Source organism: Pseudoxanthomonas winnipegensis, from assembly GCF_004283755.1.
Classification (GTDB): Bacteria; Pseudomonadota; Gammaproteobacteria; order Xanthomonadales; family Xanthomonadaceae; genus Pseudoxanthomonas_A; species Pseudoxanthomonas_A winnipegensis.
In genome coordinates this window covers 258,591-284,874 of sequence record NZ_SHMH01000004.1, presented here as the reverse complement: position 1 = coordinate 284,874, position 26,284 = coordinate 258,591, and the positions used below count along the sequence as shown (strand labels likewise).

Below are 26,284 nucleotides of genomic sequence, written 5' to 3'. Positions count from 1 at the left end.
CCTGGGGTTCGAGGGCAAACGGCCACTCTAGCAAGGCCCCACGCCCGCCTGCGACGGCAGGGAAAGAGAATGACCGAACTGACAGCCAGGCCGTGCCTGGCTGTACGACCCGCTCAGCGCTTCGGATACAGCGGCGCCAGCGCCTCGCCCTGCGCGGTCGGGCCCGCCGGCACGCGCCAGGTCGGCCCGCTGGCGAAGGCCTGGCGCAGCAGCGCACGCGCCTGGGCGCCATCGCCGTCAGCCCAGCGTGCGCGGCGCAGCGCCTCGATCGCCTGCCGCTGCGTCGGGTCGGCCAGCTGCGCGGAGACCGCGTCCAGATCGCGCGCCGGCGGTGCGGCCATGCCGATCAGGATCTCGCCGACCTCGTCCAGCGTGCCGGTGTCCAGCGCACGGCGCAGGTCCGGCAGGCCGTGGCGCGCCCGCGGCGCCGGGGCCGCCGTGGCGGCGCCCGCCGCGCGGGCCGGCGCCGACGCGGGCGCACGCCGCGGCCGGCGCAGGAACCACACCAGCGTGCCCAGCCACAGCAGGCCGAACGCCGCGGTCAGCGCGATCCACGGCCACAGGCGGCCAGCCACCGATGCGGCGCGAACGGCCGTGGCCGGCAGCGCGCCGTCGCTGGGCGCCTGCGGCGCGGCGACCTCCGCGGCCGGCGTGGGCGCGGGCAGGGTCGCGTTGGCGAAGCTGCCAGACCCGGCGGCGACCTCAAGCTGCATGTCCGGCAGCGCCGCGGTCCTGGCCGCATCGGCCTTGACGTCCCACCAGTCCAGCTTGATGCCGGGCAGCGTCAGCCGGCCGGCGCCGTTGGGCACGATCGAATAGCGCCGGGTGATCTTCACCACCGGCGTGGCGCCGTCGAAGCTGTCCTCGTACTGCGCCGGCTCGGCGAACACCTGCGCGCCGTCCACGTTCGGCGTGGGCAGGTCCGGTAGCTGCGCACGGGTGGCGCCGCGCGCCACCGCCTCGACCACGAAGCTGCTGGCCTGGCCGGCCTTGAGCTCGCGCGGCGCGCTGGCATAGCGCAGGCGCAGGTCGGCCAGCGGCAGCCACGGCTGCGGCGCGTTGGCCGGCTGCGGCTGCACATGCAGGGTCAGCGCCTGACCGAACGCGCTCAGCTCGCTGCGCTGGCCCATGCCCAGCATGCTGTCGAAGAAGCCGCCACCGCCCGCGGCGCGGCCGATGAAGCGCGCGGCCGGCAGCTGCAGGTCGCCGCTGCGGTCGGGCACCAGCAGGAAGTGGCGTTCGACCACGTTGTAGCGACGCCCGTTGACCTCGCGCGTGGACTGCACGTCCTCGCCCACGCGCTGCAGCGAGGTGCCCTGCGGCGCATCGAGGTCCAGTTGCCCGGAGACTAGCGGCACCGCGTAGAACAGGCGCAGGGTCGCGCCGACGGTCTGCTGCACGTAAGGCGTCGGGTCGTCGACCTGGGTCTCGACATAGGCGTTGCTGCTGCCGGGCTGGGCGACGGGCGCATCGGTCACGCGCAGGCCCAGCGCGGGCGTGCGCTGGCCGTTGACCTCCAGCGCCGGTACGGTCAGCTCGCCGGTGCGGCGCGGCTGCAGGGTGATGGCCAGCACGACCGAGCGCGAGATGCGGCCGTTGACCATCTGCATCTGGCGGCTGGAGGAGGTGTCGACCACCGAGAAGTCGCGCTGCAGCGGGCTCAGGTCGGGCTGGCCGATGTCCTGGTCGCTTTCGATGCTCAGCACCACCGGCTGACCCATCGCCGTGCGTGAGCGGTCCAGCCAGGCGCGCGTCTGCGCCAGCGCGGGCAGCGTCCAGGCCAGCAGGACCAGCGCCAGCCACGCCGTCGCGACGAACCGCGACGGAGCGCGCGTGCGCTGCGGCGATGTGGAGGCGGCCGGTTGCATCATTGTCCTTCCCTCTGGCGACGCTGGTACTCGAGCTGGAACTTGGCGCGCAGCAGGCCACCCGGATCGTCCGGCACGCGCCGCAGCCAGGCTTCGGTGGCCTGGCGCTGCTCGCGCTCGGCCGCGGTTTCCGGCTTGGCCTGGGTCGGCTCCGGCTGCGCGCCCTGGCCGGCCTGCTGCTGCATCGCCTGCTGCATGCGTTCGCGCTGGGCCGCGTCTGCGGCCTGCTGCTCGCGCTGCTGTTCGGCGGCCGACTTGGGCGGCTCGGACTTGACGTCGCCGGAGGAGTCCTTTGCGCCCTTGTCCGCTTCCTGCTTGTCCTGCTGCTTGCCCTGCTGCTGCTTGTCTTGCTGCTGCGAGTCCTGCTGATCCTGGCCCGGCTTGTCGTCCTGCTTGCCGCCGGACGACTGCTGCTGGCCAGACTTCTGCTCGGGGGGCTGCTTGCCCTGGTCGCCGCCCTGCCCGCCCTGACCACCGGCCGGCGGCTGCCGCTTGCGTGCGGCCTCGACCGCGGCGCGGTTGGCGATGGCGTCTTCCATCCCCGGCTGGCGTTGCAGCGCCTTGTCGTAGGCGGCAATGGCCTCGTCGTACTTGCCCTGCTTGGCCAGCGCGTTGCCGAGGTTGTACAGGCCGTCGGCCGAGGCCAGACCGGCGAAGTCCTTGGTGGCCGCGGCGTAGTCGCCGCCGCGGTAGGCCTTGGCGCCCTGCTCGATGCGGTCCTGGGCCTGCTGATCGGCGCGCTTCCACCAGTCCATCGCCTGCGCGGGCTGGGCCATCGGCAGCACCACGCACATCGCCAGCGCGGCCAGCACGCCGCCGCGACGGAACGCCAGCAGCACCAGCAGCATCAGCGCCGGCAGCAGCCAGTAGCCCTGATCCAACCAGGCGCTGCCCTTTTCGCCGCGGGCGGCGCTGGCGTCTTCGGCTTGCGGATCGAGCACACCCAGCGCGCGCAGGTCGGCATCGTCGGTGCGCAGCACCTCAAAGCGCCCGCCGCCGGCCGTCGCCAGCCGCTGCAGCGAGGCCGCATCCAGCTGGGCGCGGCCGAACTGGCCATCGGCCTGACGGTAGGCGGCCCCCGCCGGCGTTCCCAGGCCCAGCACCGAGACGCTGAAGCCGGCGTCGCGGGCGCGCTTGGCGGCGCTGTCGGCAGCCGGATCGGCGTGATCGGTCAGCAGCAGGATCTGGCCGCGGTCGAACCCGGCGCGCTGCAGCAGCTCCTCGGACCAGAGGATCGCCCGACGCGCATCGCTGCCGTCCACCGGCATGATCGCCGGGTCCAGCGCGTCCAGGAACAGCGCCACGTTGGCCGCATCGTCGGTCAGCGGCGCCACGGTGAACGGCTCGCCCGCGTAAGCCACCAGCGCAACCTGACCGCCAGCGCGCTCGCGCAGCAGCGTAGCCAGCTTGGCGCGCGCCTGCAGCAGGCGCGAGGGCGGCAAGTCGTTGGCGGCGATCGAGCCCGACAGGTCCAGCGCCACCACCAGCGGCGAGCGGGTCTGCCACAGCGGCTGTTCGCTGCGCTGCCAGCTCGGGCCGGCCAGGGCCAGCGTCGCCAGCACCCAGGCCAGCACGATGCCGACCAGCCCGAGCACCTGGGCGCGGCCGCCGCCGACCTGCAGATGCACCAGCAGATGCTGATCGACCAGGCCGCGCCACGCGTTGGCGCGCTGCTGGCGTCGCCGCCACAGCCACCACAGTCCGGGCAGCGCGATCAGGGCCAGCAGCCACCACGGCCGCAGGAAATGAAAATCCGCCATGGCCTGCACCAACGCACTCATGCCCGCAGCCCTCGCCAGGCCAGCGCCAGCACGCCCAGGCCCAGCGCGAACGCCAGCGGCACCGGATAGCGCTCGATGCGCGGCTGCACCGCACGCCCCGGGCGCGAGATCGGCTCGATCTTGTCCAGCTCCGAATAGATGCCGGCCAGCTCCTGCGTGTCGCGGGCGCGGAAGAAACGCCCGCCGGTGGCCTGGGCGATGCGGCGCAGGCCGTCCTCGTCGATATCGTCCTGGCCCTGCAGCCCCACGCGCATGCCGAATACCGACAGTCCCCCGCCGCCGCCGAAGGCGATGGTGTGGATGCGCACGCCTTCGCGCGCGGCCAGTTCGGCCGCCTTGTCCGGATCCAGCGCGCCGGCATTGCTGACGCCGTCGGTGAGCAAGATCAGCACGCGCTGGCCCTTCGGCTGGGCGGCCAGGCGCTTGACCGCCAGGCCGATGGCGTCGCCGATGGCCGTTTCGCGCCCGGCCAGCCCGCTGACCGTGTCGCGCAGCTGATCGCGCACCGAATCGCGATCCAGCGTCAGCGGCGCCACCGCATAGGCGCGGTTGCCGAACACCAGCAGGCCGACGCGGTCGCCCACGCGGCGGTCGAGGAAGTCGGCCAGCACCGCCTTGGCCGCGGTGAGCCGGTCGACCGGGGTGCCGCCCAGCTCCATGTCGGTCTCGCGCATGCTGCCGGACAGGTCGACGGCCAGCATCAGATCGCGTCCGGTCTGCGGCGGCGTGACCGCCTCGCCCAGCTGCTGCGGCCGCGCGGCCGCCGCGCACAGCAGCAGCCAGGCAAGCGCGGCCAGCCAGTTGATGCCGAACCGCCGCGCGGTGGCCGCACTGACGGCGATGCCGTCCAGCGCATCGCCATAAGGCACGCGCAGCGCCGGCGACTGGCTGCGCACCGCCGGCAGCAGCCAGGTCACCAGCCACGGCAACGGCAGCGCCAACCACATCCACGGCCAGGCGAAGCCGCCGAAGAGCAGCCTGACATCGTGCATCCACTGTGCCAGGAGGCTCATCGCCGGCCCTCCATCAGCTGCACGAAGCGCGTCGCGGCCAGCGCGCGCAGCGCCTCCATCTGCCGCGGATCCACGCGGGGGCGATAGCCCCCGTCGAGCAGCAGCGCACCCACATCTTTGCTGAAGGCATGTCCCTTCGGACCATCCAGGAACTGCAGCCAGGCCGCGCCCTGCAAACGATCGGCGCGCGGATCGACCCGGCGCGCGGCCCGGCGCAGCAGCTGCGAGGCGGCCGCGACCTGCTCCGGCGGCGGCAGCGCGCTGGAGCACTCGGCTTCGAACAGCCGCAGCCAGCGCGCCCGCCGCCGGCGACGCCGCGCGCGCCACAGCAGCGGCACCGCCACCAGCACCGCGACGGCCAGCAGCACCAGCCACCAGCCGGGCGCCGGCGGCCACCAGGCCGGCGCCGGCGGCACGTGCACATCGCGCAGCACCAGGGACGCGGGCGCGCTCATGCGGTCGCCGGAGCGGTGGCGCGCGCCAGCAGCGACAGCCACGCATCGCTGGGCGCATCGGCGCGCAGCGCCATGGCGCGCACGCCGCGGGTGGGCAGCAGCGCCAGCGCGGCATGCAGGGGCTGGACGAACTCCCGGCCCCAGCGCTGTCGCTGCGCGGTATTGGCCAGGTCCAGTTCGACCCGATGCTCGCCGCTCTGGAACGGCAGCGACGCCCGCGGCGGCGCCTGCTCCAGCGCATCGGTCATCAGCAGCACGATGACCTCGCAGCGCGCCGCCAGCGACGGCCAGCGCAGCTCGGGGATCTGCGCCACGCTGCGTGGGTCGGCCAGCACCACCAGCCGAGAGCCGGGGCGCAGCACGCGCTGGGCGTGCTCCAGGGCCACGACCAGGCCCTGGTCGTCGTCCGGCGGCTGCGCATACCAGCGGGTCAGCGCGTCGAGCGTGCGCAACGCGCCGCGCGTGCCCGAGGCCGGCGGCAGGGACGGCTCGCGCCCCGCCCCGCGCAGGACCGCGACGCGATCGCCGTCGGCCACCGCGGCCCAGGCCGCCAACGCGCCGGCGCGCGCGGCCTGCACCGACTTGAAGCGCACACGCGTGCCGAAGTACAGCGTCGGCGCGGTATCGGCCACGATCAGGGTCAGCCGCTCGCGTTCGGCCTGGAACAGCTTGGTGTGCGGCTTGCCGCTGCGCGCGGTCAGGCGCCAGTCGATATGACGCGCGTCGTCGCCGGCGACGTATTCGCGCGACTCGGCGTATTCCATGCCGCGCCCGCGCAGCGGCGAGGCGGCCGGGCCGCTGAGATGGTGGCTGCCGCGACGCGCGGCCGGGCGCCGCTGCGCCAGCGCACGCAGTTGCACCAGTTCGGTCAGCGTGGGGCGCAGGCCGTCGTTGGCCGCAGCGGGATCCGGATCGGTGTGCGAGGTGGGAACCGCGCTCATGACGGCGGCACCTGCCAATGCGGGCGCACCGAAGGCATGCGACGCAGCGCGCCTGCAAGCTTGGTTCGACGGTGAGGGATCATCGCGTAGCTCGCCTGTTCCGACCCACGACTCAAGGCAGGGGCACGCGTTCGATCAGGGCCTCGACCAGCCGACCGCCGTCCCAGCCTTCGGCCGTGGCCTCATAGCTGGGCAGCACACGATGGCGCAGCACGTCGCCGGCCACGGCCCGCACATCCTCGGGTGTGACGAAGTCGCGCCCGGCCAGCCAGGCATGCGCACGCGCGCAGCGCTCCAGCGCGATCGAACCGCGCGGGCTGGCGCCCCAGGCGATGCGTCGGCCCAGCGCGGCGTCGTAGCGCGCGGCATCGCGCGAGGCCAGCACCAGCTCGATCAGGTAGCGCTCCAGCGCCGGCGCCATGTGCAGGTCCAGCACTTCGCGCCGCGCCGCGAACACATCCTCCAGCGGCATCTGCTGCAGCGGCTCGGTCACCGGCGCCAACGCATCGCGGGCGCGCTCGCGCGCCAGGCGCAGGATCTCCGACTCGGCCGCCGCTTCGGGATAGCCGATCTTCACGTGCATCAGAAAACGGTCCAGCTGCGCCTCGGGCAACGGGAAGGTGCCCTCCTGCTCGATCGGGTTCTGCGTGGCCATGACCAGGAACAGCGAGGGCAACGGATAGGTGTGCCGGCCCACCGTGACCTGGCGTTCGCCCATGGCCTCCAGCAGTGCCGACTGCACCTTGGCCGGCGCACGGTTGATCTCGTCGGCCAGCAGGATCGGATGGAAGATCGGCCCGGCCTGGAACTCGAAGCGCCCGTCCTGCGGCCTCCATACCTCGGTCCCGGTCAGATCGGCCGGCAGCAGGTCGGGCGTGAACTGCACGCGCGCGAAGCCGGCTTCCATGCGCGCCGCCAGCGCACGCACCGCCATGGTCTTGGCCAAACCGGGCGCGCCTTCGACCAGCAGATGGCCATCGGCCAACAGCGCGATCAGCAACCGGTCCACCAGCAACTGCTGTCCCACGATGGTTGCCGACAGCGAACTGCGCAGCGCCATGAAGGCCTCGCGCAGGCGGCTATCGGGCGAAGGCGCGACGGGGGGCGCGGGTGGCTGGAGGTTTTGGGACTGTTCCATTACGGGCTCTCATGGTCGAGATCAGGCGCGTCGTTTCGACCGGGCCTCATCGAAAGGGTTCCGCGTCCCACCTTACCTTGGGCCTCGCGTTCAGCGAAGCGCCATCATCGGCCTAGGGGCGCAGCCGCCGCCCAGGCTCGTGAGTGCATATAAGGCACCAACGCGAAAACGGGGCCGATCGGCCCCGTTTTCCTCATCACTACGAACCTGCTTACTGGCGGACCGCGATCACCTTCGGCGTCACGAAGATCAGCAGCTCGGCCTTGTTCTTCTGCTTGCCCTGGCTTTTGAAAAGATTACCGAGAAAAGGGATGTCCGCAAGGAATGGCACCTTTGATACCGAGGCCCGGTCAGTGAATTCGTAGACGCCACCAATCACCACCGTCTGCCCGTCCTCGACGAGCACGGCGGTATTGATCTCACGGCGGTTGAGGGTTGGCACCGTGCCGTATCCGTCCAGTTTGATCAGCTCGGCGATATCGTCCTTCTTGACAAACATGTTCAGAAAAATCCGGCCATCGTGGGTGATAGTCGGCGTGACCTTCAATTCCAGCAGCGCCTCCTTGAACTGCACATTGGGCGTCGCCGCCGTGCCGGCAGTTCCTCCGGTAATCGTCACATACCCGATTTCGGTACCCTGCTTGATATCACCTTCCCGCTGGTTGGCGGTAATAATGCGCGGGTTGGATACCACTTCGCCCCGTCCTTCCTGCTGTAGCGCGGACAACTCAAGGTCCAGATTGAAATTGGTACCAAGTAAAGTGTACGCAACACTGGAGACATTGCCGGTGGTGAAACCTCCCGCGGGCATGTTGACGTTGAGACCGCGGGTTGCCGAGTCCGCGCCCCCGGTCACACCACTACCTATGGTGGCTACGTTGTCGCCATAGGTATGCGTTCCACCGATGCCGAACTTCGCACCCAGATCCCGCGCGAACGTGTCGGTGGCCACCACAATGCGCGCCTCGATCAGCACCTGATCCACCGGCCGGTCGATGACCGCGATCAGCTCACGCATCGAAGCGACCTTTTTCGGGATATCACTGATCATCAAGGTGTTGGTGCGCTCGTCGGCGACCAGGCGGCCGCGCGAAGAGAGAAAACCGTTCTCCTGATTATTCTGGCCGCCGTTGCCACCCTGACTACCGATGCCCTTGGCCTCAGTCAGCGCCTTATAGATCTCGGTCGCGCTGTGGTAGTTGATCTGCACGTAGTCGGTGATCAGGTCCTCGCGATTCTCGATCGCGATGCGCGCGTCTTCCTTGTCCTGCTCGAACTTCGCCAGCTCGGGCTGCGGCGCCACCCAGACCACGTTGCCGTCGCGGCGCTTGTCCAGCCCCTTGGCGCGCAGGACGATATCCAGCGCCTGATCCCACGGCACATTGACCAGGCGCAGGGTCACGCTGCCCTGGACGGTGTCGGAGGCGACGATGTTGAGGTTGGACTCCTCGGCGATCAGCTGCAGGACGGTGCGCACCGGCACGTCCTGGAAGTTGAAGGTCACCGGCTTGCCCACATACGGCTTGACCCCGCCAGCGGCCAGCTGCGAGGCGCCGGTGCCTTGGGCCGCGGCGCCCATCGCGGGCTTGCCGGACTTCTGGCTGATCTCGACCACGTACTGGTCTTCGGTCTGGTAGGCCAGCGACTCCACGGTCCCGCGGGTGTCGAGCACCAGCTGCGCGCCCTTGCCCGAGGCATGCGCGTCGATGCGTTGCACCGGCGTGGCGAAGTCGGTGACGTTCATCGGCCTCTGCAGGGAGGCCGGCAGGGTGACGTTGGCCATGTCGATGATGACCTTGCCGTTTTCGGTGCGCAGATCCGGCACCGCGCCCTTGCGATCGAACTTGAGGATCAGGCGCCCGGCGCCGTCCTCGCTGCGACGGAAGTCGACGTCGGACACCTGGACCGGCGCGGCCTGGGCGGCGCCGGCCGGCGCCGCGGCGGCCGCCAGCACGGGCGCGCTGCCCGAGGCGAGCGCGATCGCCAGCACCAGTGCACCCCACCGGTGGGCGGCCAGTCGCCGCAGGGGACGCAGGCCATGAGCGTTGGAAGCGGTCATCGTGTATCCCCTAATCATTGGTCTAGCGTCACGGCCGCCGGACGCTCCAGCCAGCCACCGGCGCCGTCAGACACCAGTTCTACGAGGTTGATGCGGTCGGGCTGGACATCGGTGATGCGCCCATCGTTCTGCCCCAGGTAGGCCCCGGGCGAGACGCGATAGGTCACCTTGTCCGGCGCCATCACCAGCCCGACGATGTTCGAACCGCTGCCGATGGTGCCGACCATCTTCAGGCTGTCCAGCGGGTACTGCTCCAGCGTTTCCTTGCGCCGGTTCGGATCCGGTCGCAGGCCGCTGCCGGCATCGGACGTCGTCCAGGCGGTGCTGAACGGATCGCGCAGATTCTGTGCTGCGTACTCGAAGGTCTCGAACTGCTGCATCACCGGCAGCGGCTCCAGCGGCGGCGCCGGACGGGCACGCACGTCGTTGACCCAGTTCTGCAGATTCGGCGCATCGCCGGGCGTACTGGTAATGCTGCGCGAGCAGGCGACCAGGGCCAACAGGGCCAGGCCTGCGAGCAGGAGACGGGAACGAGCGGAAGGGATCCGGGTCATGGCGTGGCCCCAGCAGGTTGCGTGCCAGCCGCCGCAGCAGCCTTCTCCTGCGCGGCGGTCTCTTCCTCGTCGAGGTAGCGATAGGTCTTGACCGTACCGGACAGCTCGAGATTGCCGTTGGCGATGCCCTGCTTGGGATCCACCGGCTGCAGCGAGATGTCGTGCATGGTCAGGATGACCACGCGCGGCAACGACGCCACGCCGCTGACGAAGGCGCCGAACTGGTGATAGCTGCCCACCATGCGCAAGGCGATCGGCTTCTCGGCGTAGAACTCCTTCTGCGACTCCTCGCCTGGCTGGAACAGCTCGTTGGTCAGCCCGCTGGACAGCGCGGTCTGCGAGATGTCGACGATCAGGTCGGGCATCTCGGTCTTGCTGGGCAGCTGGCGCAGCATCTGCTGCAGCACCTGCTCCATCTGCGCCAGCTGCTGCTTGAGCGGCTGCAGATTGGCGGCGCGGCCAGCCTTCTGCTCGAACTCCGAGCGCAGGGTGGTCTCCTGACTCTCCAGTCCTTCCAGCTCCTCGGCCTGCCCGCGGAACACGAGCAGATAGGCCAGGATCAGCACCAGGGCACCCAGCAGCACGCAGAACCCGATCTTGTAGTTCCGCGGCCAACCGCCGATGTTGTTGAAGTCCAGCTCGCTGATCTTGATCTTCTTCTGGCTCATGACGCCGGGCTCCCCTGGGTCTGCGGCGGCGTGGTGGCCTGCGGCGGCTGACTGGTCGCCGGCGTCGCGGCACCGGCCGGAGCGGCGGCGGGCGCGGTCGCCGGATCAGCCGCGGGCGCGGTGCCGGGATCGGCCGGATTCGCCAGTTCGACCTTGAGGCTGAACATGTAAGGCAGCGCCCGTCCGACCACCGAGATGGGCGCGCTCTGGCCTTGGCCCTGGCCTTCGGCGGCCTTGGCCTCGATCACCGACAGGTCCGGCTTGGTCATCCAGCCCGAGCCTTCGAGGTTGCGCATGTAGGTACTAACCCGCGCATTGGACTGCGAGCGCCCCTGCAGCGTGAGGACATTGCCCTCCTGCTTGATGCTGGTCAGCACCACGCCGTCGGGAATGGTGCGCACCAGCGAATCGAACAGGTGCACCATCTGCGAGCGGTTGGCCTGCAGCTCTTCGATGACCTTCTTGCGGGCCAGCAGGCGGTCTTTCTGCTTGTCCAGCGCGTTGATCTCGGTGATCTGCGCGTCGACCTTGGCGATCTCGCCCTGCAGGAAGGCGTTGCGTTCGTTCTGACCGTCGATCTGGCCGTTGTAGTAGAACCAGATGAAGAGCGCCAGCAGCACCGAGATGGCCGCTGCCACGCCCAGCATGCCGTAGAACTCTTTCTGGCGTTGCGCGCGGCGCTCGGCGCGCCACGGGAGCAAGTTGATCTTTGCCATCAGTCGAAGCTCCGCAGCGCCAGGCCGGTGGCGATCATCAACGCCGGCGCGTCCTGGGCCAGCGCATGCGCCTGCACCTTCGGACCCAGCGTCATCTGCGCCAGCGGATTGGCCACGATGGTCGGCACGCCGAGCTGCTCCTCGACCATTTCCGGCAGGCCGGCCAGGGCGGCGCAGCCGCCGGCCAGCACGATCTGGTCGACGCGGTTGAACTCGCTGCCGGCATAGAAGAACTGCAGCAGGCGGCTGACCTGCTGGACCGTGGCTTCCTTGAACGGCTCGAGCACTTCGATCTCGTAGCTTTCCGGCAGGCCGCCCTGGCGCTTGGCCATGCCGGCTTCCTCGTAGGTGAGCCCATAGCGGCGCATCACCTCGTCGGTCAGCTGTTTGCCGCCGAAGACCTGCTCGCGGCTGTAGAGGCTGCGGCCGCTGCGGATGACGTTGAGCGTGGTCATGGTGGCGCCGATGTCCACCAGCGCGACCACGCCGTCGTGCGGGACCGGCAGCTCGCCCGCCAGCAGGGCGAAGGCGTTTTCGACCGCGAAGGCCTCCACGTCCATCACCTTGGCGGCCAGCCCGCCCAGCTCAAGCGCGGACTGGCGCAGCTCGACGTTCTCCGAACGCGAGGCGGCCAGCAGGACCTGGACCATCTCCGGGTTGCCGGGCATGGGCCCCAGGACCTCGAAGTCCAGATTCACTTCCTCGATCGGATACGGGATGTAGTTGACCGCCTCGAGCTCGATCTGGGCTTCCAGGTCGTCCTCGTCCAGATCGGCGGGCATGGGGATGATCTTGGTGATCACCGCCGAACCGGCCACGGCCGCCGCGGCGTTCTTCACCTTGGTGCCGGCGCGGGTCACCGCGCGGCGGATCGCCTCGCCCACCGCCTCGACCTCGACGATGTTCTTCTCCACCACCGCGTTGGGAGGCAACGGCTCGACGGCGTAATGCTCGACGCGGAAGCGGTTTCCCACGCGCGTGAGCTGCAGCAGCTTGACCGCAGTCGAGCTGATATCCACGCCGAGCAGCGCAGATTGGCTTTTTGGGATGAGCCCCACGGTGTATCCCCTTCCGACCGGAAACCACAACGGGCCAATTCAGCCAGCCCTCACATTAATAATGAATTTTTTACAACTTGCAAGGACCGTGCGGTCTCCCGTGACGGGTTGCCGCCTTTTGCTAAGGATTTTCCCCAAGTACTTGTTTCCCCCCAGGAAGCCGGTCCCCGCTTCCGACTCATCTATACTCCGGCGCCACGAATTGTGCAATCGGAAGTCTCCCGATGTCCCGTTTCCGCCGCCTGCTCCGCTGGGCGCTGCTGTTGTGCCTGGCTGGCGCCCTGGTGGGAGCCGTCGTCCTGGGCTTCTTCTACTACTCCATCTCCTCCAAGCTGCCTTCGATCCAGTCGCTGCGCGACGTGCAGCTGCAGGAGCCGATGTACGTCTATGCCAATGACGGCAGCCTGATCGGAATCTTTGGCGAGACCCGCCGCTACCCGGTCGACATCAGCAAGGTGCCGGTCAACGTCCAACGCGCGTTCGTGGCCGCGGAGGACTCGAACTTCTACGAACATGGCGGCATCGACCCGACCGGCATCTCGCGTGCGGTCTGGCAGACGCTGACCAAGGACGGTCGCGTGGCCGGCGGCAGCACCATCACCCAGCAGGTGGCGCGCCAGTTCTTCCTGAGCAACGAGTACAGCTACACCCGCAAGCTGGCCGAAATGATGCTGGCCATGCGCATCGAGCGGATGCTCACCAAGGACCAGATCCTGGAGCTGTACCTCAACAAGAGTTTCTTCGGCAACCGCTCCTACGGTGTGGCCGCGGCGGCGGAGTTCTATTACGGCAAGACGCTGGACCAGCTGACCCTGGGCGAGGCGGCCACGCTGGTGAGCTCGCTGAAGTTCCCCTCCAGCGGCAATCCGATCAGCAACCCGGAGCGCAACCACCAGCGCAGCGTCTACGTGATCGACCGGATGCTGGAAGACCACTACATCAGCGCGAGCGAGGCGGCCGCGGCCAAGGCCGAGCAGCCGCACGCCGCGCCGCACGAGCGCCCGATCGACGTCTATGCGCCCTACGTGGCCGAGATGGTCCGCCAGGAAATGGTGGCCAAGTTCGGCGGCGAGGTACTGGACAAGGGCTACCACGTCACCACCACGGTCGATCCCGTGCTGCAGCCGGCCGCCGACCAGGCGGTGCGGACGGGCCTGGCGACCTACGATCATCGTCACGGCTGGCGCGGCGCGGAGAAACATTTCGAGGTGACCAGCGATGCCGACGCCGAGTCGCTGGCCGCGCACCTGGTCGGAATCGTGTCCGAGGGCGGGCTGGATCCGGTGATCGTCACCTCCACCAGCGGCGACACCGCCACGGTGGTGACCCGCGACGCGCAGCAGATCGTGCTCGGCCCCAGCGCCAGCCGCTGGACCGGCAAGACGCCCGGCCGCCTGCTGCAGCGGGGCGATCTGGTCCGTGTCGGCGCCGAGCGCAAGGACAAGGACGCCGAGGACAAGACCAAGCCCGCGACCGAGGCCAAGCCCGAGTACGTCTACACGCTGGACCAGCTGCCGCAGGCGCAGTCGGCGCTGGTGTCGCTGGACGCCAACAGTGGCGCGATCCGCGCGCTGGTCGGCGGCTTCAGCTTCGCGGCCAACAAGTTCAACCGCGCCACCCAGGCGCGGCGCCAGCCGGGCTCGAGCTTCAAGCCGTTTCTGTATTCGGCCGCGTTCGAGAAGGGCTTCAACCCGCTGTCGATCGTACTGGACGCGCCGGTGGTGTTCCGCGACCGGCGCGGCCATGTCTGGCGTCCAGGCAACGACGACGGCAAGTTCGACGGCCCCATGCGCCTGCGCGAGGCGCTGGTGAAGTCCAAGAACCTGGTCTCGGTGCGGCTGCTGGATGCGATCGGCGTGGATTTCGCGCGCAAGTTCATTGCCCAGTTCGGCTTCGACGAGGCCGAGCTGCCGCCCAATCTGTCCATGGCGCTGGGCTCGGCCTCGCTGACGCCGATGTCGGTGGCGCGCGGCTATGCGGTGCTGGCCAACGGCGGCTCGCTGGTCACGCCCTGGCTGATCGATGAGGTCAAGGACCGCGACGGCAAGGTCGTGTTCAAGGAAAACCCGGCCGTGGCCTGCCGCAGCTGCGGCCGTCACGGCGCCAACGCGCCGGCGCCCAGCCAGGTGGTGGACGGCTTCAACTTCGGCCCGGCCCAGGACACGCAGGCCAAGGCCGAACCGCTGGCGACCTCCAAGGCCGAGCCGGCCGACGAGCAGGCGCCGCCGCCGGGCACCAACGTGGCGCCGCGCGCCATCGACGAACGTACCGCCTACCAGCTGGTCTCGATGATGCGCGACGTGGTCCAGCGCGGCACCGGCACGGCCGCCAAGGTGCTCGGCCGCGCGGACACCGCCGGCAAGACCGGCTCGACCAACGACCACCGCGATGCATGGTTCTCCGGCTTCGCCGGGCCGTACGTGACCACGGTCTGGGTCGGCAAGGACAACTTCCGCTCGCTGGGCTACCGCGAGTACGGCGGCAAGGCCGCGCTGCCGATCTGGATCGACTACATGCGCGTGGCCCTGAAGGACAAGCCGATCACGCCCAACGACCCGCCCGAGGGCATGGTCCAGGTCAGCCGCAACGGCGCGACCGAGTGGATCAAGGTCGAGGACCTGGAGCGGATGCAGGGCGAGGACAGCCTGCAGGATCAGAACGCGACCGACGAGGCGGCGTTCGACATCTTCTGAGGCAGGGCCGGTTGAGCGCGGAGAAAGCGAGCAGCGAGCGAAGGTAAAGGCGCACGGCCAGTCACTTCCCACTCACTCCTCGCTGCTCCACACTCAGGCCACAAAACCTGAGGGGTCCGCCATGCATCACGCTCGCCAGCACGCGCAGACCCAGACCGCAGAACGGCGCCGTCGCCTGGCCCACGAGGCCGCGCGGCTGATTGCCGAGAGCGGCATCCGCGACTACCGCCAGGCCAAGCTCAAGGCGGCCAGCCGGCTGGGCATCTCCGACGATGCCTCGTTGCCGCGCAACCGCGAGATCGAAGAGGCGCTGCGCGAATACCAGCGCCTGTTCGCCGGCCCCGATCACGCCGGCATGCTGCGGGCGCGACGCGAGGCGGCGCTGCAGGCGATGGAATTCTTCGCAGGCTTCGCCCCTCGCCTGGTCGGTCCGATCCTGGACGGCACGGCCGATGCCCAGTCGCCGGTGCAGCTGCATCTGCACAGCGACGACGAGGACGCGGTGGCGCGTTTCCTGGAAGACCACCGCATCCCGGCCGATGCGCGTGTGCGCCGGCTGCGCATGGACCGCCAGCGCCATGCCGATGTCACCGTGTGGGTCTTTGCCGCCGACGGGATCAGCTTCGACATCGCAGTGCTGCCGCGCCAGGCGCTGCGCCAGGCGCCGCTGTCGGTGGTGGACGAGGCGCCGATGGACCGCGCCTCGGCCGCCCAGGTCGCCGCGCTGCTGGCCCGCGAAGAGATCGCCGGCTACGAGGCCGGCTGAAGCCGGGCGGGCCGCCCCGCTATACTTGCCGGCTCCTTCGATTCCCTGCGCGCCCGCCCGGGCGCGACGACCATGTCCGATGTGTCCCGCGAAGCCGCGCGCCGCCGCACCTTCGCCATCATTTCCCACCCCGACGCCGGCAAGACCACGTTGACCGAGAAGCTGCTGCTGTTCGGCGGCGCGATCCAGATGGCCGGCAGCGTCAAGGGCCGCAAGGCCGCGCGCCATGCGACCTCGGACTGGATGGCGCTGGAAAAAGAGCGCGGCATTTCGGTCACCTCCTCGGTGATGCAGTTCCCCTACGAGGACAAGATCGTCAACCTGCTCGACACGCCGGGCCACGCCGACTTCGGCGAGGACACCTATCGCGTGCTGACCGCGGTGGACTCGGCGCTGATGGTCATCGACGTGGCCAAGGGCGTGGAGGAACGCACGATCAAGCTGATGGAAGTGTGCCGCCTGCGCGACACGCCGATCATGACCTTCATCAACAAGCTCGATCGCGAGGGCAAGGATCCGATCGAGCTGCTGGACGAAGTGGAGACCGTGTTGGGCATTCAGTGCGCGCCGGTGACCTGGCCGATCGGCATGGGCCAGCGCCTGAAGGGCGTGGTCCATCTGCTCACCGGCGAGGTGCACCTGTACGAACCCGGTCGCAACTTCACCCGCCAGGATTCGACCATCTTCGCCTCGCTCGACGCGCCCGGCCTGGCCGAAAAGATCGGCGAGAAGATGCTCGCCGACCTGCGCGAGGAGCTGGAGCTGGTGCAGGGCGCCAGCCACGGCTTCGACCCGCAGGCGTACCTGGCCGGCCAGCAGACGCCGGTGTTCTTCGGCTCGGGCGTGAACAACTTCGGCGTGCAGCCGCTGCTGGACTTCTTCGTCGAGCACGCGCCGTCGCCGCAGCCGCGCGCCACCACCGGCCGCGAGGTCCAACCCACCGAGAGCAAGCTGACCGGCTTCGTGTTCAAGATCCAGGCGAACATGGACCCGCAGCACCGCGACCGCGTGGCCTTCATGCGCGTGTGCTCGGGCCGGTTCTCGGCCGGCATGAAGGCCTTCCACGTGCGCAGCGGCAAGGAGCAGAAGCTGGCCAACGCGCTGACCTTCATGGCCTCCGACCGCGAGATCGCGGCCGAGGCCTATCCGGGCGATGTGATCGGTATCCACAACCACGGCACGATCTCCATCGGCGACACCTTCACCGAAGGCGAGAGCCTGAGCTTCACCGGCATTCCCAACTTCGCCCCGGAACTGTTCCGCCGCGCGCGGCTGCGCGATCCGCTCAAGCTCAAGCAGCTGCAGAAGGGCCTGGCGCAGCTGAGCGAGGAAGGCGCCACGCAGTTCTTCCGCCCGCTGATGAGCAACGACCTGATCCTGGGGGCCGTGGGCGTGCTGCAGTTCGACGTGGTCGCCTATCGCCTGAAGGACGAATACGGCGTCGATGCGATCTTCGAGCCGGTCGGCGTGACCACCGCGCGCTGGGTGCACTGCGACAACCCGAAGAAGCTGGAGGAGTTCCGCGAGAAGAACGCGATGAACCTCGGCATCGACGCGGCCGGCGAGCTGGTCTACCTGGCGCCGACCCGGGTCAACCTGCAACTGGCGCAGGAACGCGCGCCGGACGTGCGCTTCTCGGCCACCCGCGAGCACGCCCACGCGCTGGACGCGGGCTGAGCCGAGCCCGCGGCTCGCGTCCGGTTTTGCTGAATCCGTCCCGGTCAGCGGGCGTCACCGCGACTGCTGCGACGCACCACGCTCATCGCGGTGCGATAAAGTTCGCAGCATGGCTCTGCAGGCGCATCCCGAGACCAACCTGCGTGACGAGATCGCCAGCGCCCTGACCCATGGGTTGGGCGCGGTGGCGGCGCTGGCCGGCGGCGCGGTGCTGATCACCCTGAGCGCGCTGTACGGCGACGCCTGGCAGCTGGGGACGGCGATCGTCTTCAGCAGCACCTTGCTGCTGCTCTACGTGGCCTCCACGCTGTACCACGCCATCCAGCACCCGATGGCCAAGGCGCGGCTGCAGATCTTCGACCACTGCGCGATCTATCTGCTGATCGCCGGCACCTACACCCCGTTCACGCTGATCGGGCTGCGCGGGCCATGGGGCTGGGGCCTGTTCGCGGCGATCTGGACCATCGCCGTGATCGGCGTAGTGTTCAAGCTGTTCTACACCGGGCGCTTCAAGCTGCTGTCGACCATCGTCTACGTGGTCATGGGCTGGCTGGTGGTGGTCGCGATCGAGCCGCTGCTCAAATCGGTAGATGCCTTCACGCTGGGCTGGCTGCTGGCCGGCGGTCTGTTCTACACGCTGGGCACCTACTTCTACCAGCGCGATTCGGTGCGCTATTTCCACGCGATCTGGCACCTGTTCGTGCTCGCCGGCAGCGTCTGCCACTTCATCGCCGTCACCGGTCAGGTGCTGGTGCCGCGCCTGCATCACGGCGGCTGACACCGCCTGCGCGTGACCAATCGGCTGCGCGCTCTTCGCGGCACGTGAACACCCCGCTTGCCGATAGTAGGGCCCATGACGCCCGCAGATACCACGCCGCGCCCGTTCGTTCGCGCCCATCCCGTGCTGACCGCACTGGGAATCGTCGCAGTGCTGATCGTGCTGCTGATCATCTTCTGGGACTGGAACTGGTTCAAAGGGCCGGTCGAGCGCGCGGTGTCGGCCAAGACCGGGCGCGCCTTCCACATCGACGGCAACCTGGACGTGGATCTGGGCCGGATCAGCACCATCCGCGCCGACGGCCTCCGCCTTGCCAATGCGGACTGGGCGCTCAAGACCGCGCCGGAGATGGCGACCGTCCAGCACCTGGAGCTGGATCTGGACGTGCCGCAACTGCTGTTCCACCGCAACGTCTCGCTGCCCGCGATCCGCATCACCCAGCCCGTCGTCGAGCTGCAGAATCGCACCACCGCGCAGGGCGGCGGCAACTGGAACTTCAAGCGCGACGAGCCCTCGCAGGACGGCGGCATGGACGTGCGCTTCGGCGCGGTGATCGTCGATGCGTTGCGCCTGCACTATCTCGACCCGCCCAACAAGACCGACCTGCGCGTGCAGGCCAGCAGCGGCAAGCCGGACGCGCAGTATCGCGCGCCGCCGATCGACCTCACCGGCGCGGGCCGCTGGGGCGCCAACGCCTTTACGCTGAAGGGACGGATCCAGTCGCCGCTTGACCTCACCCAGACCGAGCGCCCGTACCGTATCGATCTCAACGCCGCCGCGGGCGCCAGCAAGGCACACGCACGCGGCACGTTGATCGATCCGCTGCATCTGGGCGGCTTCGACCTGCGCATGGCGCTGTCCGGCCAGGACCTGGCCGACCTGTATCCGCTGATCGGCGTGGCCCTGCCGGAAACGCCGCCCTACGCGATCGACGGCACCCTGACCCGTGCCGGCAATGTCTGGCATTACGACAAGTTCGCCGGCAAGGTCGGCGACAGCGATCTGGGCGGTTCGGCGGCGGTCACCGTCGGCGGACCGCGGCTGAAGCTGGACGCCGATCTGGTGTCCAAGCGCCTGGATTTCGACGACCTGGCCGGCTTCATCAATGCGCCCTCCAAGGGCGGACCGGCCGAGACGCGCAGCGCCAAGCAGGAAGCGCAGGCCGCCAAGCTCGCCGCCAGCCCGCGCGTGCTGCCGCAGGGGCGCTACAACCTGTCCAAGCTGCGTGCGATGGATGCGGACGTGCGCCTGAAGGCGACCCGCATCAATGCGCCCAAGCTGCCGATCGACGACATGGATGCGCACCTTGTGCTCGATGACGGATTGCTGCAGCTGCAGCCGCTGAATTTCGGCGTGGCCGGCGGCGACATCCGCTCCAACATCCGCATGGACGCGCGCCAGCCCGTGATTCGCACCCGCGCCCAGATTGCGGTGCGCACGCTCAACCTGGGCCAGCTGTTTCCGAGCGTCAAACTCACCCAGGACGCGATCGGACGCATCGGCGGCGGAATCGATATCGACACCACCGGCAACTCGATCGCCGAGATGGCGGCCAACGCCAACGGCCAGCTGGGCGTGGGCATGGGCAAGGGGCATCTGCCGCAGCTGCTGGTCGAACTGGCCGGCCTGGATGTGACCCAGTCGCTGGGCTATCTGTTCGACCGCAACAAGCAGGTGCCGATCCGCTGCGCGTTCGCAGATTTCGGCATCAAGGACGGCCTGATGCAGACCCGCTCGATGGCCTTCGACACCACCGACACCCTCGTGCTCGGCGAGGGCACCATCAACCTGAAGGATGAGTCGCTGGACCTGGTGCTGCGGCCGCGGCCGAAGGACCGCAGCATTCTGAGCTTCCGCACGCCGCTGGATATCGGCGGCACCTTCAAGGATCCCTCGTTCCGCCCAGACCTCAAGAAGCTGGGCCTGCGCGGCGCGGTGGCCTTGGCGCTGGGCAGCATCGCGCCCCCGGCCGCGCTGCTGGCGACCCTGGATCTGGGCGGCGGCGAAGACGCCAACTGCGGCGGCCAGTACGCCAAGTAAGCCTCCCCGTCATTCCTGCGAACGCCGGAATGACGGAGACTTCGGCGTTATTGCAGGGACGCCAACGATCCCCTGCCCTTGCGCAACAGACACCGCCAACCTCAATCGACCGACTGACGCCGAGCCGTCGCCTCCGCTGCCGGCGTGAACTCCTGCCGCGCCGGACGCCACTGATCGATCAGATACAACGGCCGCTGCTTGGATTCCTCGTACAGCCGGCCCAGATACTCCCCGATCAGCCCCAGCGCGATCAGCTGCGTCCCGCCCAGGAACAGCACCACCGTCATCAGGCTGGGCCAGCCCGCCACCGGGTCGCCATGCAGCATCGCGCGGGCCACGATGACCACGGCGAAGACGAACGCCATCGCCGCCACCAACAGCCCCAGGTAGGTCGCCACCCGCAGCGGCGCGGTCGAGAAACTGGTGATGCCTTCGAGGGCGAAGTTCCACAGCTTCCACGCGCCGAACTTGCTGTGCCCGGCGATGCGCGCTTCGCGGTGGTAAGGCACGGCCAGCTGCGAGTAACCCACCCAGCCGAACAGGCCCTTCATGAAGCGATGCCGCTCGCGCAGCTGCCTGAGCGCGCCCAGCGCGCGCGGCGAGAGCAGGCGGAAATCGCCGGTGTCGGCCGGAATCGGCGTCTTGGACAGGCGTCCGATCACGCGATAGAAGCCATGCGCGGTCAGGCGCTTGAGCCAGCTCTCGCCGTCGCGCTCCACGCGGGTGCCGAACACGTTGTCATGGCCCTCGCGCCAGGCGGCGACGAACTGCGGGATCAGCTCCGGCGGGTCCTGGCCGTCGGCGTCGAGGATCAACACCGCGCTGTCTTCGGCGACCTGGTCCAGGCCGGCGGTCAGCGCCGCTTCCTTGCCGAAGTTGCGCGACAGGCGCAGCAACTCGACCAGCGGGTCCTGCTCGGCCAGGCGCTGCATCACCGACCAGGTCGCATCGGTACTGCCATCGTCGATGTACAGCACGCGTCCGGTGACGCCATCGAGCCGGTCCAGCACCGCGCGCAGGCGCGGGTGCAGGCGCGGCAGGGCGTCCTGCTCGTTGCGCGCGGCGACCACCACGGTCAACAGGTCGAAGGCCATGGTCACTCCAGGGATTCAAGATAAGTGGCGCCGCCGATCTGGCGGACCTGACGCTGGATCCAGCCGGCGCGGCGGGCCACATAAGGCCCGGGCCGCGCGGCGTCGTAGTTGCGCGGCGCCGGCAGCACCGCCGCCAACTGCGCTGCCTGCTGTGCGCTGAGCCGCGAGGCATCGGTCCGCCAGAAGCTGCGCGCCGCCGCCTGCGCGCCGTACACGCCGTCTCCGAACTCGGCGATGTTGGCGTAGACCTCCAGGATCCGGCGCTTGGGCCAGAACAGCTCGATCAGCACCGTGTACCAGGCCTCGATGCCCTTGCGCACATAGCTGCGCCCGGACCACAGGAACAGGTTCTTGGCCACCTGCTGGCTGATCGTGCTGGCACCGCGCACGCGGCCACCGCGCTCGTTGTGCGCGCGCGCCTTCTCGATGGCCTGCAGGTCGAAGCCGTCGTGATCGGCGAAGCGCTGGTCCTCGGCGGCGACCATCGACAGCGGCAGCGCGGGCGCGATCCGCTCCAGGTCGCGCCATTCGTAGACCGGATGGAAGCGCCAGTCGCCCTCGCCCCAGGCCTCCAGCTGCCGTGCCACCATGAACGCGGAGAACGGCGGGTCGACGAAGCGCAGCACCATCACCTGCAGCGCCGAGGCGGCGGCGATCAGGAACGGCAGCGCCAGCAGCCAGCGCAACCAGCGACGGCGGCGGGAGACAGCAGGCTTGGCGTCGATGGCGGAAATCCTCGGCTGGCGGCGATGAAGCGCGATGATGTTACCTGTTCACCCCCCTCTTCCCGCAGGCCACGCGTGGGCGGGCGCTTGGAAAACGGCCGCCGCGACCGCATTGAAGGGGACCCAGGGCGGCCGGGCTGCGTCGCCATTCCCACTTCTTCCTGGATTCACCTGTGACCGCATCCGCCGACACCACCGACCTGCGCACCCGCTTCCTGTTGCCGGAGGCCGGCGTGCGCGGCGTGGCCGTGCGCCTGCGCCAGACCTGGGCCGAATTGCTCGAACCGGCCGACTATCCGCCGCAGGCCCGCGACCTGCTCGGCAAGGCCATCGCCGCCGCCGCGCTGTTCACCGGTCACATCAAGATCGAGGGACGCCTGTCCGTCCAGCTGCGCGCCAGCCGCGGCCTGCGCACCCTGTTCGCAGAGTGCACCGCCGCGGGCACGGTGCGCGGCATCGTCCAGCTGGGCGAGGCTGGCGACGCGCCGGCCGATCTCACCGCCCTGGGCCAGGATGCCCTGCTCGCCATCACCATCGAGAATCCGGGCCTGGACCCGCGCCAGCCGCAGCGCTACCAGAGCCTGGTCGAACTGGGCACGCCGACCCTGGACGCCGCGTTCGAAGGCTACTTCCGCAATTCCGAGCAGTTGCCGACGCGCCTGCTGCTGGCCGCCGACGGCGAACAGGTCGCCGGCCTGATGCTGCAGAAGCTGCCAGGCGACGAAGGCGACGCCGACGGCTGGAACCGCGCCGGCCTGCTGTTCGACACCCTCGGCCGCGAAGAACTGCTCGGGACCGCCTCCACCGCCCTGCTGCACCGGCTGTTCCATGAGGAATCGGTGTCGGTGCTGGACCAACGGCCCGTGCGCTTCGGCTGCTCCTGCTCGCGCGAGCGGGTGGAAAGCATGCTGGTTTCGCTGGGACGCGAGGAAGCGGAGGCCACCGCCGAGACCGGGCAGGCCGAGGTCCGCTGCGAATTCTGCGGGCGCACCTACCATTTCACGCCGGCGCAGATCGACGCGCTGTTCGAGCCCACGCCGATGGTGGCGAGCAGCTCGGAACGGCTGCAGTGAACCGGGCGGCAGCGCACGATTTCACGTCATCTTGGCTTGTTAAATAAACATAAATCAGTTAGCTTGAGGATGTCGGGAGGGGAACTTCATCCCGCTCTGCTGGTCCAAGTCGAACCATGCGCCTGCGTACTTCTCGAACGCTGCTTTCCCTGATGCTCGCCGTGTCCACGGCGGGGACGGGTGCGCTCGCACAGACGCGCGCCAATTCGACCACGATGCTGCCGGTGTGGAACAGCAACGGCCAGGTCGAAGGCGCCCTGATCCTGGAGCCGACCGACGAAGCCGCCGCCGGCGCCCGCTGGCGCATGGGCCGCAACACGCTCAGCGCCGCCTTCGGTCTGGATGCCGGCGAATCGCTCGGCCTGCTGTGCAACAACCGCAATGGCATCGGCAGCAGCATCAGCAGCCTGATCACCTACTGCAATGTCGCCCGTCTGGACGACGACGGCCAGAATAACGGCCAGCACCTCAGCGCCACCACCAGCCTCAGCCGCCCCGGCGGCAAGGTGGGCCTGAGCCTGGGCAGCGGTCATGACACCCTGCCCGCCTGGATGACCGGCAACGGCGTGTCGCCGGGCCGCTTCGAGCAGAACGACCTGGCCGTGTTCGGCCAGAAGAACCTGGGCCGCGAAGGCTTCGTTACCATCGGCGGCACCGTGGCGCACGCCAAGCTGGTGCCTGCCTCCGAGCTGACCAGCATCCCCGATCAGTGGACCAGCCGTAGCCTCAGCCTCGGCGGCGGCTACGGCGCCTTCAGCGGCAGCATCATCGGCCGCGTCGTGGACGCCCCCGGTCAGCCGGGCAAGTGGGAAGGCCTGGGTGTCGGCGTGACCTGGCGCACTCCGTGGAGCGGCCAGCTCACCGTCGGCGCCGAGAACATCGTCACCAGCGGCAAGAATCCCTTCGCTCCCAACTCGCCCATCGGCGACGACGGCACCGTGCCTTACGTGCGTTACGAGCAGGATCTGTAAGGGCGCAAAGTAAAGCCAGCACGAAAGACAGCCTCCGAAAATGGCGCCGCTTCGGCGCCATTTTGCTGTCTTGAGCAGAGCCAGCGTGGGATCAGCGCAAGGCTTGCAGCAAAACGTCGATCGCCCCGGCATGCCGGGGCGATCGACGCGTGCGAGTCCTTACTCCAGCCGCAGCTCGGCGTCGCCGGAGAAGGTCTCCAGGGTGATCTCGCCTTCGCCGTTGCCGTAGCGGTTGTCGAAGGAGCGGCCGGGGCCGTATTGGGGTTTCTCGATCCTGGCACCGGTGGCCTTGAGGCTGCCGCTGAAGGTCTCGCCGCTGACGTGGGCGGACAGATCCTTCGGTGCCACCAGCAGCACGCTGCCGCTGACGCTGGACAGCGAGAGCTTGCCGTTGCGGGCCAGGGCGGTGGACACGCGCGTGCTGCCGCTGACGCTGTTGGTGGACAGCTCGCGCAGGCGCTCTTCCTTGACCGCGACCTGGATGCTGCCCGACACCGTTTCGACCTCGACTTCGCCGCTGAGCCGGCCACGCAGATCGACCGCGCCGCTGACGGTCTGCAGATCGACCTGGCTGCTGTTGACCGTGGCGGTGACCGAGCCGCTGACCGTATTGATCGAGACCTCGCGCGGGGCGGCGGCCACCCGTACCTCGCCGCTGACACTGTTGATCGACAGCTCGTCGGACGCCACGCCGGACACGTCGATATCGGCCGACACCGAGTGCAGCTCCAGCGAGGCCCGCACCGGCACGGTCAGCTGCAGGTCGGTCGGGCCGGAGGACTTGCCGCCCCACCCGCCGTCCTTCGGATAGCGCACCTTGATGTCGAGCGAGCCGCCGCCGTCGGCATCGACGTCCAGCTTCTCCACGCCATCGCCGAGCGTGCCGCGCAACTGGACTTCGTTGCGATCCCAGGTGCGCACCTGGATGCGGCCCTTGAGATTGTCCACTTCGACCTTGCCGCGCGCGTCCAGCGGCAGGGTCTGGTTGATCGGGGTGCCGGCCTGGGCGGCGGCGCTGCCCAGGAGCAGGGCGAGGAAGACGAGGTGTCGCATGATCGGGGCCTCTAGCTCAGGGCCGCGCGGCGGGTCAGCGCCAGGCGGCGGTCATAGGTGTAACGCAGGGTCTGCAGCAGCTGGGCCGAGCGCGGGTTGTGGTCGATCGCTTGCAGCACCTGGCTGGCGCTGCGGTCGAGATCCTCCAGCGCCGGCTGGAGCGCCACCGGCATCGGCGCGCCGTGCATCCGCTCCAGCGCGATCTGGTAATCGCGCGTCATGCGCACGGCCTCGGCACGCAGCGGGGCGTGGCTGGGCGCCCGCGGTGGCGTCTGCGCCAGCGACGGCGTCGGCGCCGAGGACGCGGGATGCAGACCGGACTGCAAGCGCCAGCCGATCACCGCCACCAGCGCCAGCGCGGCGGCCAGGGCGAAGGGCTGCCAGCGCCGCGTGCGTTGTCTGCGCGGCGCGGCATGCGTTGGCGGCTCGGCGCTGCGCGGTTCCAGGCGTGCGGCGATATCGGGCCAGAGGTCGCGTTCGGGGGCCGCGTCCTGGCGCAGGGTGCGCAGGGCGAAGCGGAGATCGTCGTCGTGTTGTTCGTTCATTGGTGTGCCTCCAGACGGACCCGCAGCAACTGCCTGGCGCGGTGCAGCTGCGCCTTGGAACTGCCGACGGCCATGCCCAGTGATGCGGAGATTTCCTCGTGTTTCCATCCTTCCACGTCGTGCAGAACCAGCACGGCGCGGGCGCGAGGCGGCAAAGTACCGATCGCGCGCTCCAGGTCCATGCGCAGGGCCGGTCCCTGCTCACGCGGGTCGAGCATCGCCATGTCGTCGCCGTCGACCTCCTCTTCCCAGCGTGGACCGGCGCGCCGGCTGCGGAGTTCCATCAACGCGGTATTGACCGCCATGCGGTGCAGCCAGGTGGACAGCGCGCTTTCGAAGCGGAACTCGGGCAGCGCGCGCCACACCCGCACGAAGGTCTCCTGGGTCAGGTCCTCGGCGCGGGCGCCGTGGCCGCCGACCAAGCGCACGATCACGCCGTGCACCTTGCCCACGTGTCGTCGGTAGAGCTGCTCGAAGGCGCGGGTATCGCCGGCGGCGGCGGCGCGCGCCTGTTCGACGTCCACTTCGGTGGCGTCGGTGGCGAGCGGGTCGGTGGCGAAGGTCACGGCCGAGGTCAGCATGCCAGTTCGGATGCGCGCTGCGGCGGGAAGGTTTAAG

23 protein-coding genes are annotated in these 26,284 nt (G+C 69.2%); 7 read left to right on the top strand and 16 right to left on the bottom strand.

Annotation, left to right across the window (positions count from 1 at the left end; genetic code table 11):
• Positions 1-113: 113 nt before the first annotated feature.
• The 11 genes from EAT51_RS09750 to EAT51_RS09700 all read right to left on the bottom strand — a co-directional run bounded on the left by EAT51_RS09750 (position 114) and on the right by EAT51_RS09700 (position 12,251).
• Positions 114-1,868, bottom strand: coding sequence for a BatD family protein (locus tag EAT51_RS09750; RefSeq protein WP_130561558.1), 1,755 nt, complete (start codon positions 1,866-1,868; stop codon positions 114-116).
• Positions 1,868-3,649: a vWA domain-containing protein gene (locus tag EAT51_RS09745; protein WP_130561557.1), complete on the bottom strand. Its 1,782-nt coding sequence runs from the start codon at positions 3,647-3,649 to the stop codon at positions 1,868-1,870. Before EAT51_RS09745 ends, EAT51_RS09750 begins: the two co-directional genes overlap by 1 nt.
• Complete coding sequence (locus tag EAT51_RS09740; RefSeq protein WP_130524883.1) at positions 3,646-4,662, bottom strand: vWA domain-containing protein; 1,017 nt, start codon at positions 4,660-4,662, stop codon at positions 3,646-3,648. The genes EAT51_RS09745 and EAT51_RS09740 overlap by 4 nt, the downstream gene beginning before the upstream one ends.
• Positions 4,659-5,117 carry a DUF4381 family protein gene (locus EAT51_RS09735; protein WP_130517387.1) on the bottom strand — a complete coding sequence of 153 codons (459 nt, stop codon included), beginning with the start codon at positions 5,115-5,117 and terminating at the stop codon, positions 4,659-4,661. The genes EAT51_RS09740 and EAT51_RS09735 overlap by 4 nt, the downstream gene beginning before the upstream one ends.
• A complete protein-coding gene (locus EAT51_RS09730) occupies positions 5,114-6,058 on the bottom strand; it encodes a DUF58 domain-containing protein (protein WP_130517385.1) in 945 nt (314 codons plus the stop codon). The genes EAT51_RS09735 and EAT51_RS09730 overlap by 4 nt, the downstream gene beginning before the upstream one ends.
• Positions 6,059-6,170: 112 nt before the next feature.
• On the bottom strand, positions 6,171-7,196 hold the full coding sequence (locus tag EAT51_RS09725; RefSeq protein ID WP_130517383.1) for an AAA family ATPase: 1,026 nt from the start codon (positions 7,194-7,196) through the stop codon (positions 6,171-6,173).
• A 211-nt stretch (positions 7,197-7,407) separates the two neighbouring features.
• Complete coding sequence (locus tag EAT51_RS09720; RefSeq protein WP_130517381.1) at positions 7,408-9,255, bottom strand: type IV pilus secretin PilQ; 1,848 nt, start codon at positions 9,253-9,255, stop codon at positions 7,408-7,410.
• A 14-nt stretch (positions 9,256-9,269) separates the two neighbouring features.
• Entirely contained in the window at positions 9,270-9,809 is a 540-nt protein-coding gene (locus EAT51_RS09715; protein ID WP_130517379.1) for a pilus assembly protein PilP, read from the bottom strand.
• A complete protein-coding gene (locus EAT51_RS09710; protein WP_130517377.1) occupies positions 9,806-10,477 on the bottom strand; it encodes a type IV pilus inner membrane component PilO in 672 nt (223 codons plus the stop codon). Before EAT51_RS09710 ends, EAT51_RS09715 begins: the two co-directional genes overlap by 4 nt.
• Positions 10,474-11,193, bottom strand: a complete 720-nt coding sequence (locus EAT51_RS09705) for a PilN domain-containing protein (protein WP_130517375.1) — start codon at positions 11,191-11,193, stop codon at positions 10,474-10,476. Before EAT51_RS09705 ends, EAT51_RS09710 begins: the two co-directional genes overlap by 4 nt.
• The gene (locus tag EAT51_RS09700; protein ID WP_130517373.1) at positions 11,193-12,251 is read right to left on the bottom strand and encodes a pilus assembly protein PilM; all 1,059 of its coding nucleotides are present in this window, start codon (positions 12,249-12,251) and stop codon (positions 11,193-11,195) included. The genes EAT51_RS09705 and EAT51_RS09700 overlap by 1 nt, the downstream gene beginning before the upstream one ends.
• Positions 12,252-12,475: 224 nt before the next feature.
• Between EAT51_RS09700 and EAT51_RS09695 the strand changes: the two genes are divergently transcribed.
• The 5 genes from EAT51_RS09695 to EAT51_RS09675 all read left to right on the top strand — a co-directional run bounded on the left by EAT51_RS09695 (position 12,476) and on the right by EAT51_RS09675 (position 20,205).
• The gene (locus tag EAT51_RS09695; RefSeq protein ID WP_130517371.1) at positions 12,476-14,944 is read left to right on the top strand and encodes a penicillin-binding protein 1A; all 2,469 of its coding nucleotides are present in this window, start codon (positions 12,476-12,478) and stop codon (positions 14,942-14,944) included.
• Positions 14,945-15,065: 121 nt separating this feature from the next.
• On the top strand, positions 15,066-15,710 hold the full coding sequence (locus tag EAT51_RS09690) for a hypothetical protein (protein ID WP_130517369.1): 645 nt from the start codon (positions 15,066-15,068) through the stop codon (positions 15,708-15,710).
• Between the two features lie 72 nt (positions 15,711-15,782).
• Positions 15,783-17,387, top strand: a complete 1,605-nt coding sequence (locus EAT51_RS09685) for a peptide chain release factor 3 (RefSeq protein WP_130517367.1) — start codon at positions 15,783-15,785, stop codon at positions 17,385-17,387.
• A 109-nt stretch (positions 17,388-17,496) separates the two neighbouring features.
• Positions 17,497-18,165 (top strand): PAQR family membrane homeostasis protein TrhA, encoded by a 669-nt coding sequence (gene trhA / locus EAT51_RS09680; RefSeq protein WP_130528514.1) that lies wholly within the window; start codon positions 17,497-17,499, stop codon positions 18,163-18,165.
• Positions 18,166-18,240: 75 nt separating this feature from the next.
• Positions 18,241-20,205: an AsmA family protein gene (locus EAT51_RS09675; protein WP_228257876.1), complete on the top strand. Its 1,965-nt coding sequence runs from the start codon at positions 18,241-18,243 to the stop codon at positions 20,203-20,205.
• 101 nt (positions 20,206-20,306) lie between these two features.
• Here EAT51_RS09675 and EAT51_RS09670 read toward each other — a convergent pair whose 3' ends face one another.
• The gene (locus EAT51_RS09670; protein ID WP_130561556.1) at positions 20,307-21,299 is read right to left on the bottom strand and encodes a glycosyltransferase family 2 protein; all 993 of its coding nucleotides are present in this window, start codon (positions 21,297-21,299) and stop codon (positions 20,307-20,309) included.
• Positions 21,300-21,301: 2 nt separating this feature from the next.
• Positions 21,302-22,033, bottom strand: coding sequence for a monofunctional biosynthetic peptidoglycan transglycosylase (mtgA, locus tag EAT51_RS09665; protein WP_130517360.1), 732 nt, complete (start codon positions 22,031-22,033; stop codon positions 21,302-21,304).
• A gap of 164 nt (positions 22,034-22,197) precedes the next feature.
• On the opposite strand from mtgA, the gene hslO reads away from it, so the two are divergent.
• Together hslO and EAT51_RS09655 are read left to right on the top strand one after the other, a co-directional pair.
• Positions 22,198-23,097 (top strand): Hsp33 family molecular chaperone HslO, encoded by a 900-nt coding sequence (gene hslO / locus EAT51_RS09660; RefSeq protein ID WP_130517359.1) that lies wholly within the window; start codon positions 22,198-22,200, stop codon positions 23,095-23,097.
• A gap of 116 nt (positions 23,098-23,213) precedes the next feature.
• The gene (locus EAT51_RS09655) at positions 23,214-24,068 is read left to right on the top strand and encodes an XOO1806 family protein (RefSeq protein WP_425478221.1); all 855 of its coding nucleotides are present in this window, start codon (positions 23,214-23,216) and stop codon (positions 24,066-24,068) included.
• Positions 24,069-24,227: 159 nt separating this feature from the next.
• Here the strand turns inward: EAT51_RS09655 and EAT51_RS09650 are convergent, their stop codons facing one another.
• From EAT51_RS09650 to EAT51_RS09640, 3 genes are read right to left on the bottom strand one after another with little or no spacing between them, the layout of a single operon-like run.
• Positions 24,228-25,121 carry a DUF4097 family beta strand repeat-containing protein gene (locus tag EAT51_RS09650; protein WP_130517357.1) on the bottom strand — a complete coding sequence of 298 codons (894 nt, stop codon included), beginning with the start codon at positions 25,119-25,121 and terminating at the stop codon, positions 24,228-24,230.
• 11 nt (positions 25,122-25,132) lie between these two features.
• A complete protein-coding gene (locus EAT51_RS09645; RefSeq protein ID WP_130517355.1) occupies positions 25,133-25,666 on the bottom strand; it encodes a hypothetical protein in 534 nt (177 codons plus the stop codon).
• Positions 25,663-26,247 carry an RNA polymerase sigma factor gene (locus tag EAT51_RS09640; protein WP_130517353.1) on the bottom strand — a complete coding sequence of 195 codons (585 nt, stop codon included), beginning with the start codon at positions 26,245-26,247 and terminating at the stop codon, positions 25,663-25,665. The genes EAT51_RS09645 and EAT51_RS09640 overlap by 4 nt, the downstream gene beginning before the upstream one ends.
• Positions 26,248-26,284 lie beyond the last annotated feature (37 nt).

Bases quoted from the DNA above. Each gene is read 5' to 3' on its own strand.
- EAT51_RS09690 (WP_130517369.1), top strand. From the start codon at position 15,066: ATGCATCACGCTCGCCAGCACGCGCAGACCCAGACCGCAGAACGGCGC.
- EAT51_RS09705 (WP_130517375.1), bottom strand. From the start codon at position 11,193: ATGGCAAAGATCAACTTGCTCCCGTGGCGCGCCGAGCGCCGCGCGCAA.
- EAT51_RS09750 (WP_130561558.1), bottom strand. From the start codon at position 1,868: ATGCAACCGGCCGCCTCCACATCGCCGCAGCGCACGCGCGCTCCGTCG.
- EAT51_RS09640 (WP_130517353.1), bottom strand. From the start codon at position 26,247: ATGCTGACCTCGGCCGTGACCTTCGCCACCGACCCGCTCGCCACCGAC.
- EAT51_RS09645 (WP_130517355.1), bottom strand. From the start codon at position 25,666: ATGAACGAACAACACGACGACGATCTCCGCTTCGCCCTGCGCACCCTG.
- EAT51_RS09670 (WP_130561556.1), bottom strand. From the start codon at position 21,299: ATGGCCTTCGACCTGTTGACCGTGGTGGTCGCCGCGCGCAACGAGCAG.
- EAT51_RS09740 (WP_130524883.1), bottom strand. From the start codon at position 4,662: ATGAGCCTCCTGGCACAGTGGATGCACGATGTCAGGCTGCTCTTCGGC.
- EAT51_RS09735 (WP_130517387.1), bottom strand. From the start codon at position 5,117: ATGAGCGCGCCCGCGTCCCTGGTGCTGCGCGATGTGCACGTGCCGCCG.
- EAT51_RS09675 (WP_228257876.1), top strand. From the start codon at position 18,241: ATGACGCCCGCAGATACCACGCCGCGCCCGTTCGTTCGCGCCCATCCC.
- EAT51_RS09650 (WP_130517357.1), bottom strand. From the start codon at position 25,121: ATGCGACACCTCGTCTTCCTCGCCCTGCTCCTGGGCAGCGCCGCCGCC.
- EAT51_RS09730 (WP_130517385.1), bottom strand. From the start codon at position 6,058: ATGAGCGCGGTTCCCACCTCGCACACCGATCCGGATCCCGCTGCGGCC.
- EAT51_RS09725 (WP_130517383.1), bottom strand. From the start codon at position 7,196: ATGGAACAGTCCCAAAACCTCCAGCCACCCGCGCCCCCCGTCGCGCCT.
- EAT51_RS09685 (WP_130517367.1), top strand. From the start codon at position 15,783: ATGTCCGATGTGTCCCGCGAAGCCGCGCGCCGCCGCACCTTCGCCATC.
- EAT51_RS09720 (WP_130517381.1), bottom strand. From the start codon at position 9,255: ATGACCGCTTCCAACGCTCATGGCCTGCGTCCCCTGCGGCGACTGGCC.
- EAT51_RS09745 (WP_130561557.1), bottom strand. From the start codon at position 3,649: ATGAGTGCGTTGGTGCAGGCCATGGCGGATTTTCATTTCCTGCGGCCG.
- EAT51_RS09655 (WP_425478221.1), top strand. From the start codon at position 23,214: ATGCGCCTGCGTACTTCTCGAACGCTGCTTTCCCTGATGCTCGCCGTG.
- EAT51_RS09695 (WP_130517371.1), top strand. From the start codon at position 12,476: ATGTCCCGTTTCCGCCGCCTGCTCCGCTGGGCGCTGCTGTTGTGCCTG.
- EAT51_RS09715 (WP_130517379.1), bottom strand. From the start codon at position 9,809: ATGACCCGGATCCCTTCCGCTCGTTCCCGTCTCCTGCTCGCAGGCCTG.
- trhA (WP_130528514.1), top strand. From the start codon at position 17,497: ATGGCTCTGCAGGCGCATCCCGAGACCAACCTGCGTGACGAGATCGCC.
- EAT51_RS09710 (WP_130517377.1), bottom strand. From the start codon at position 10,477: ATGAGCCAGAAGAAGATCAAGATCAGCGAGCTGGACTTCAACAACATC.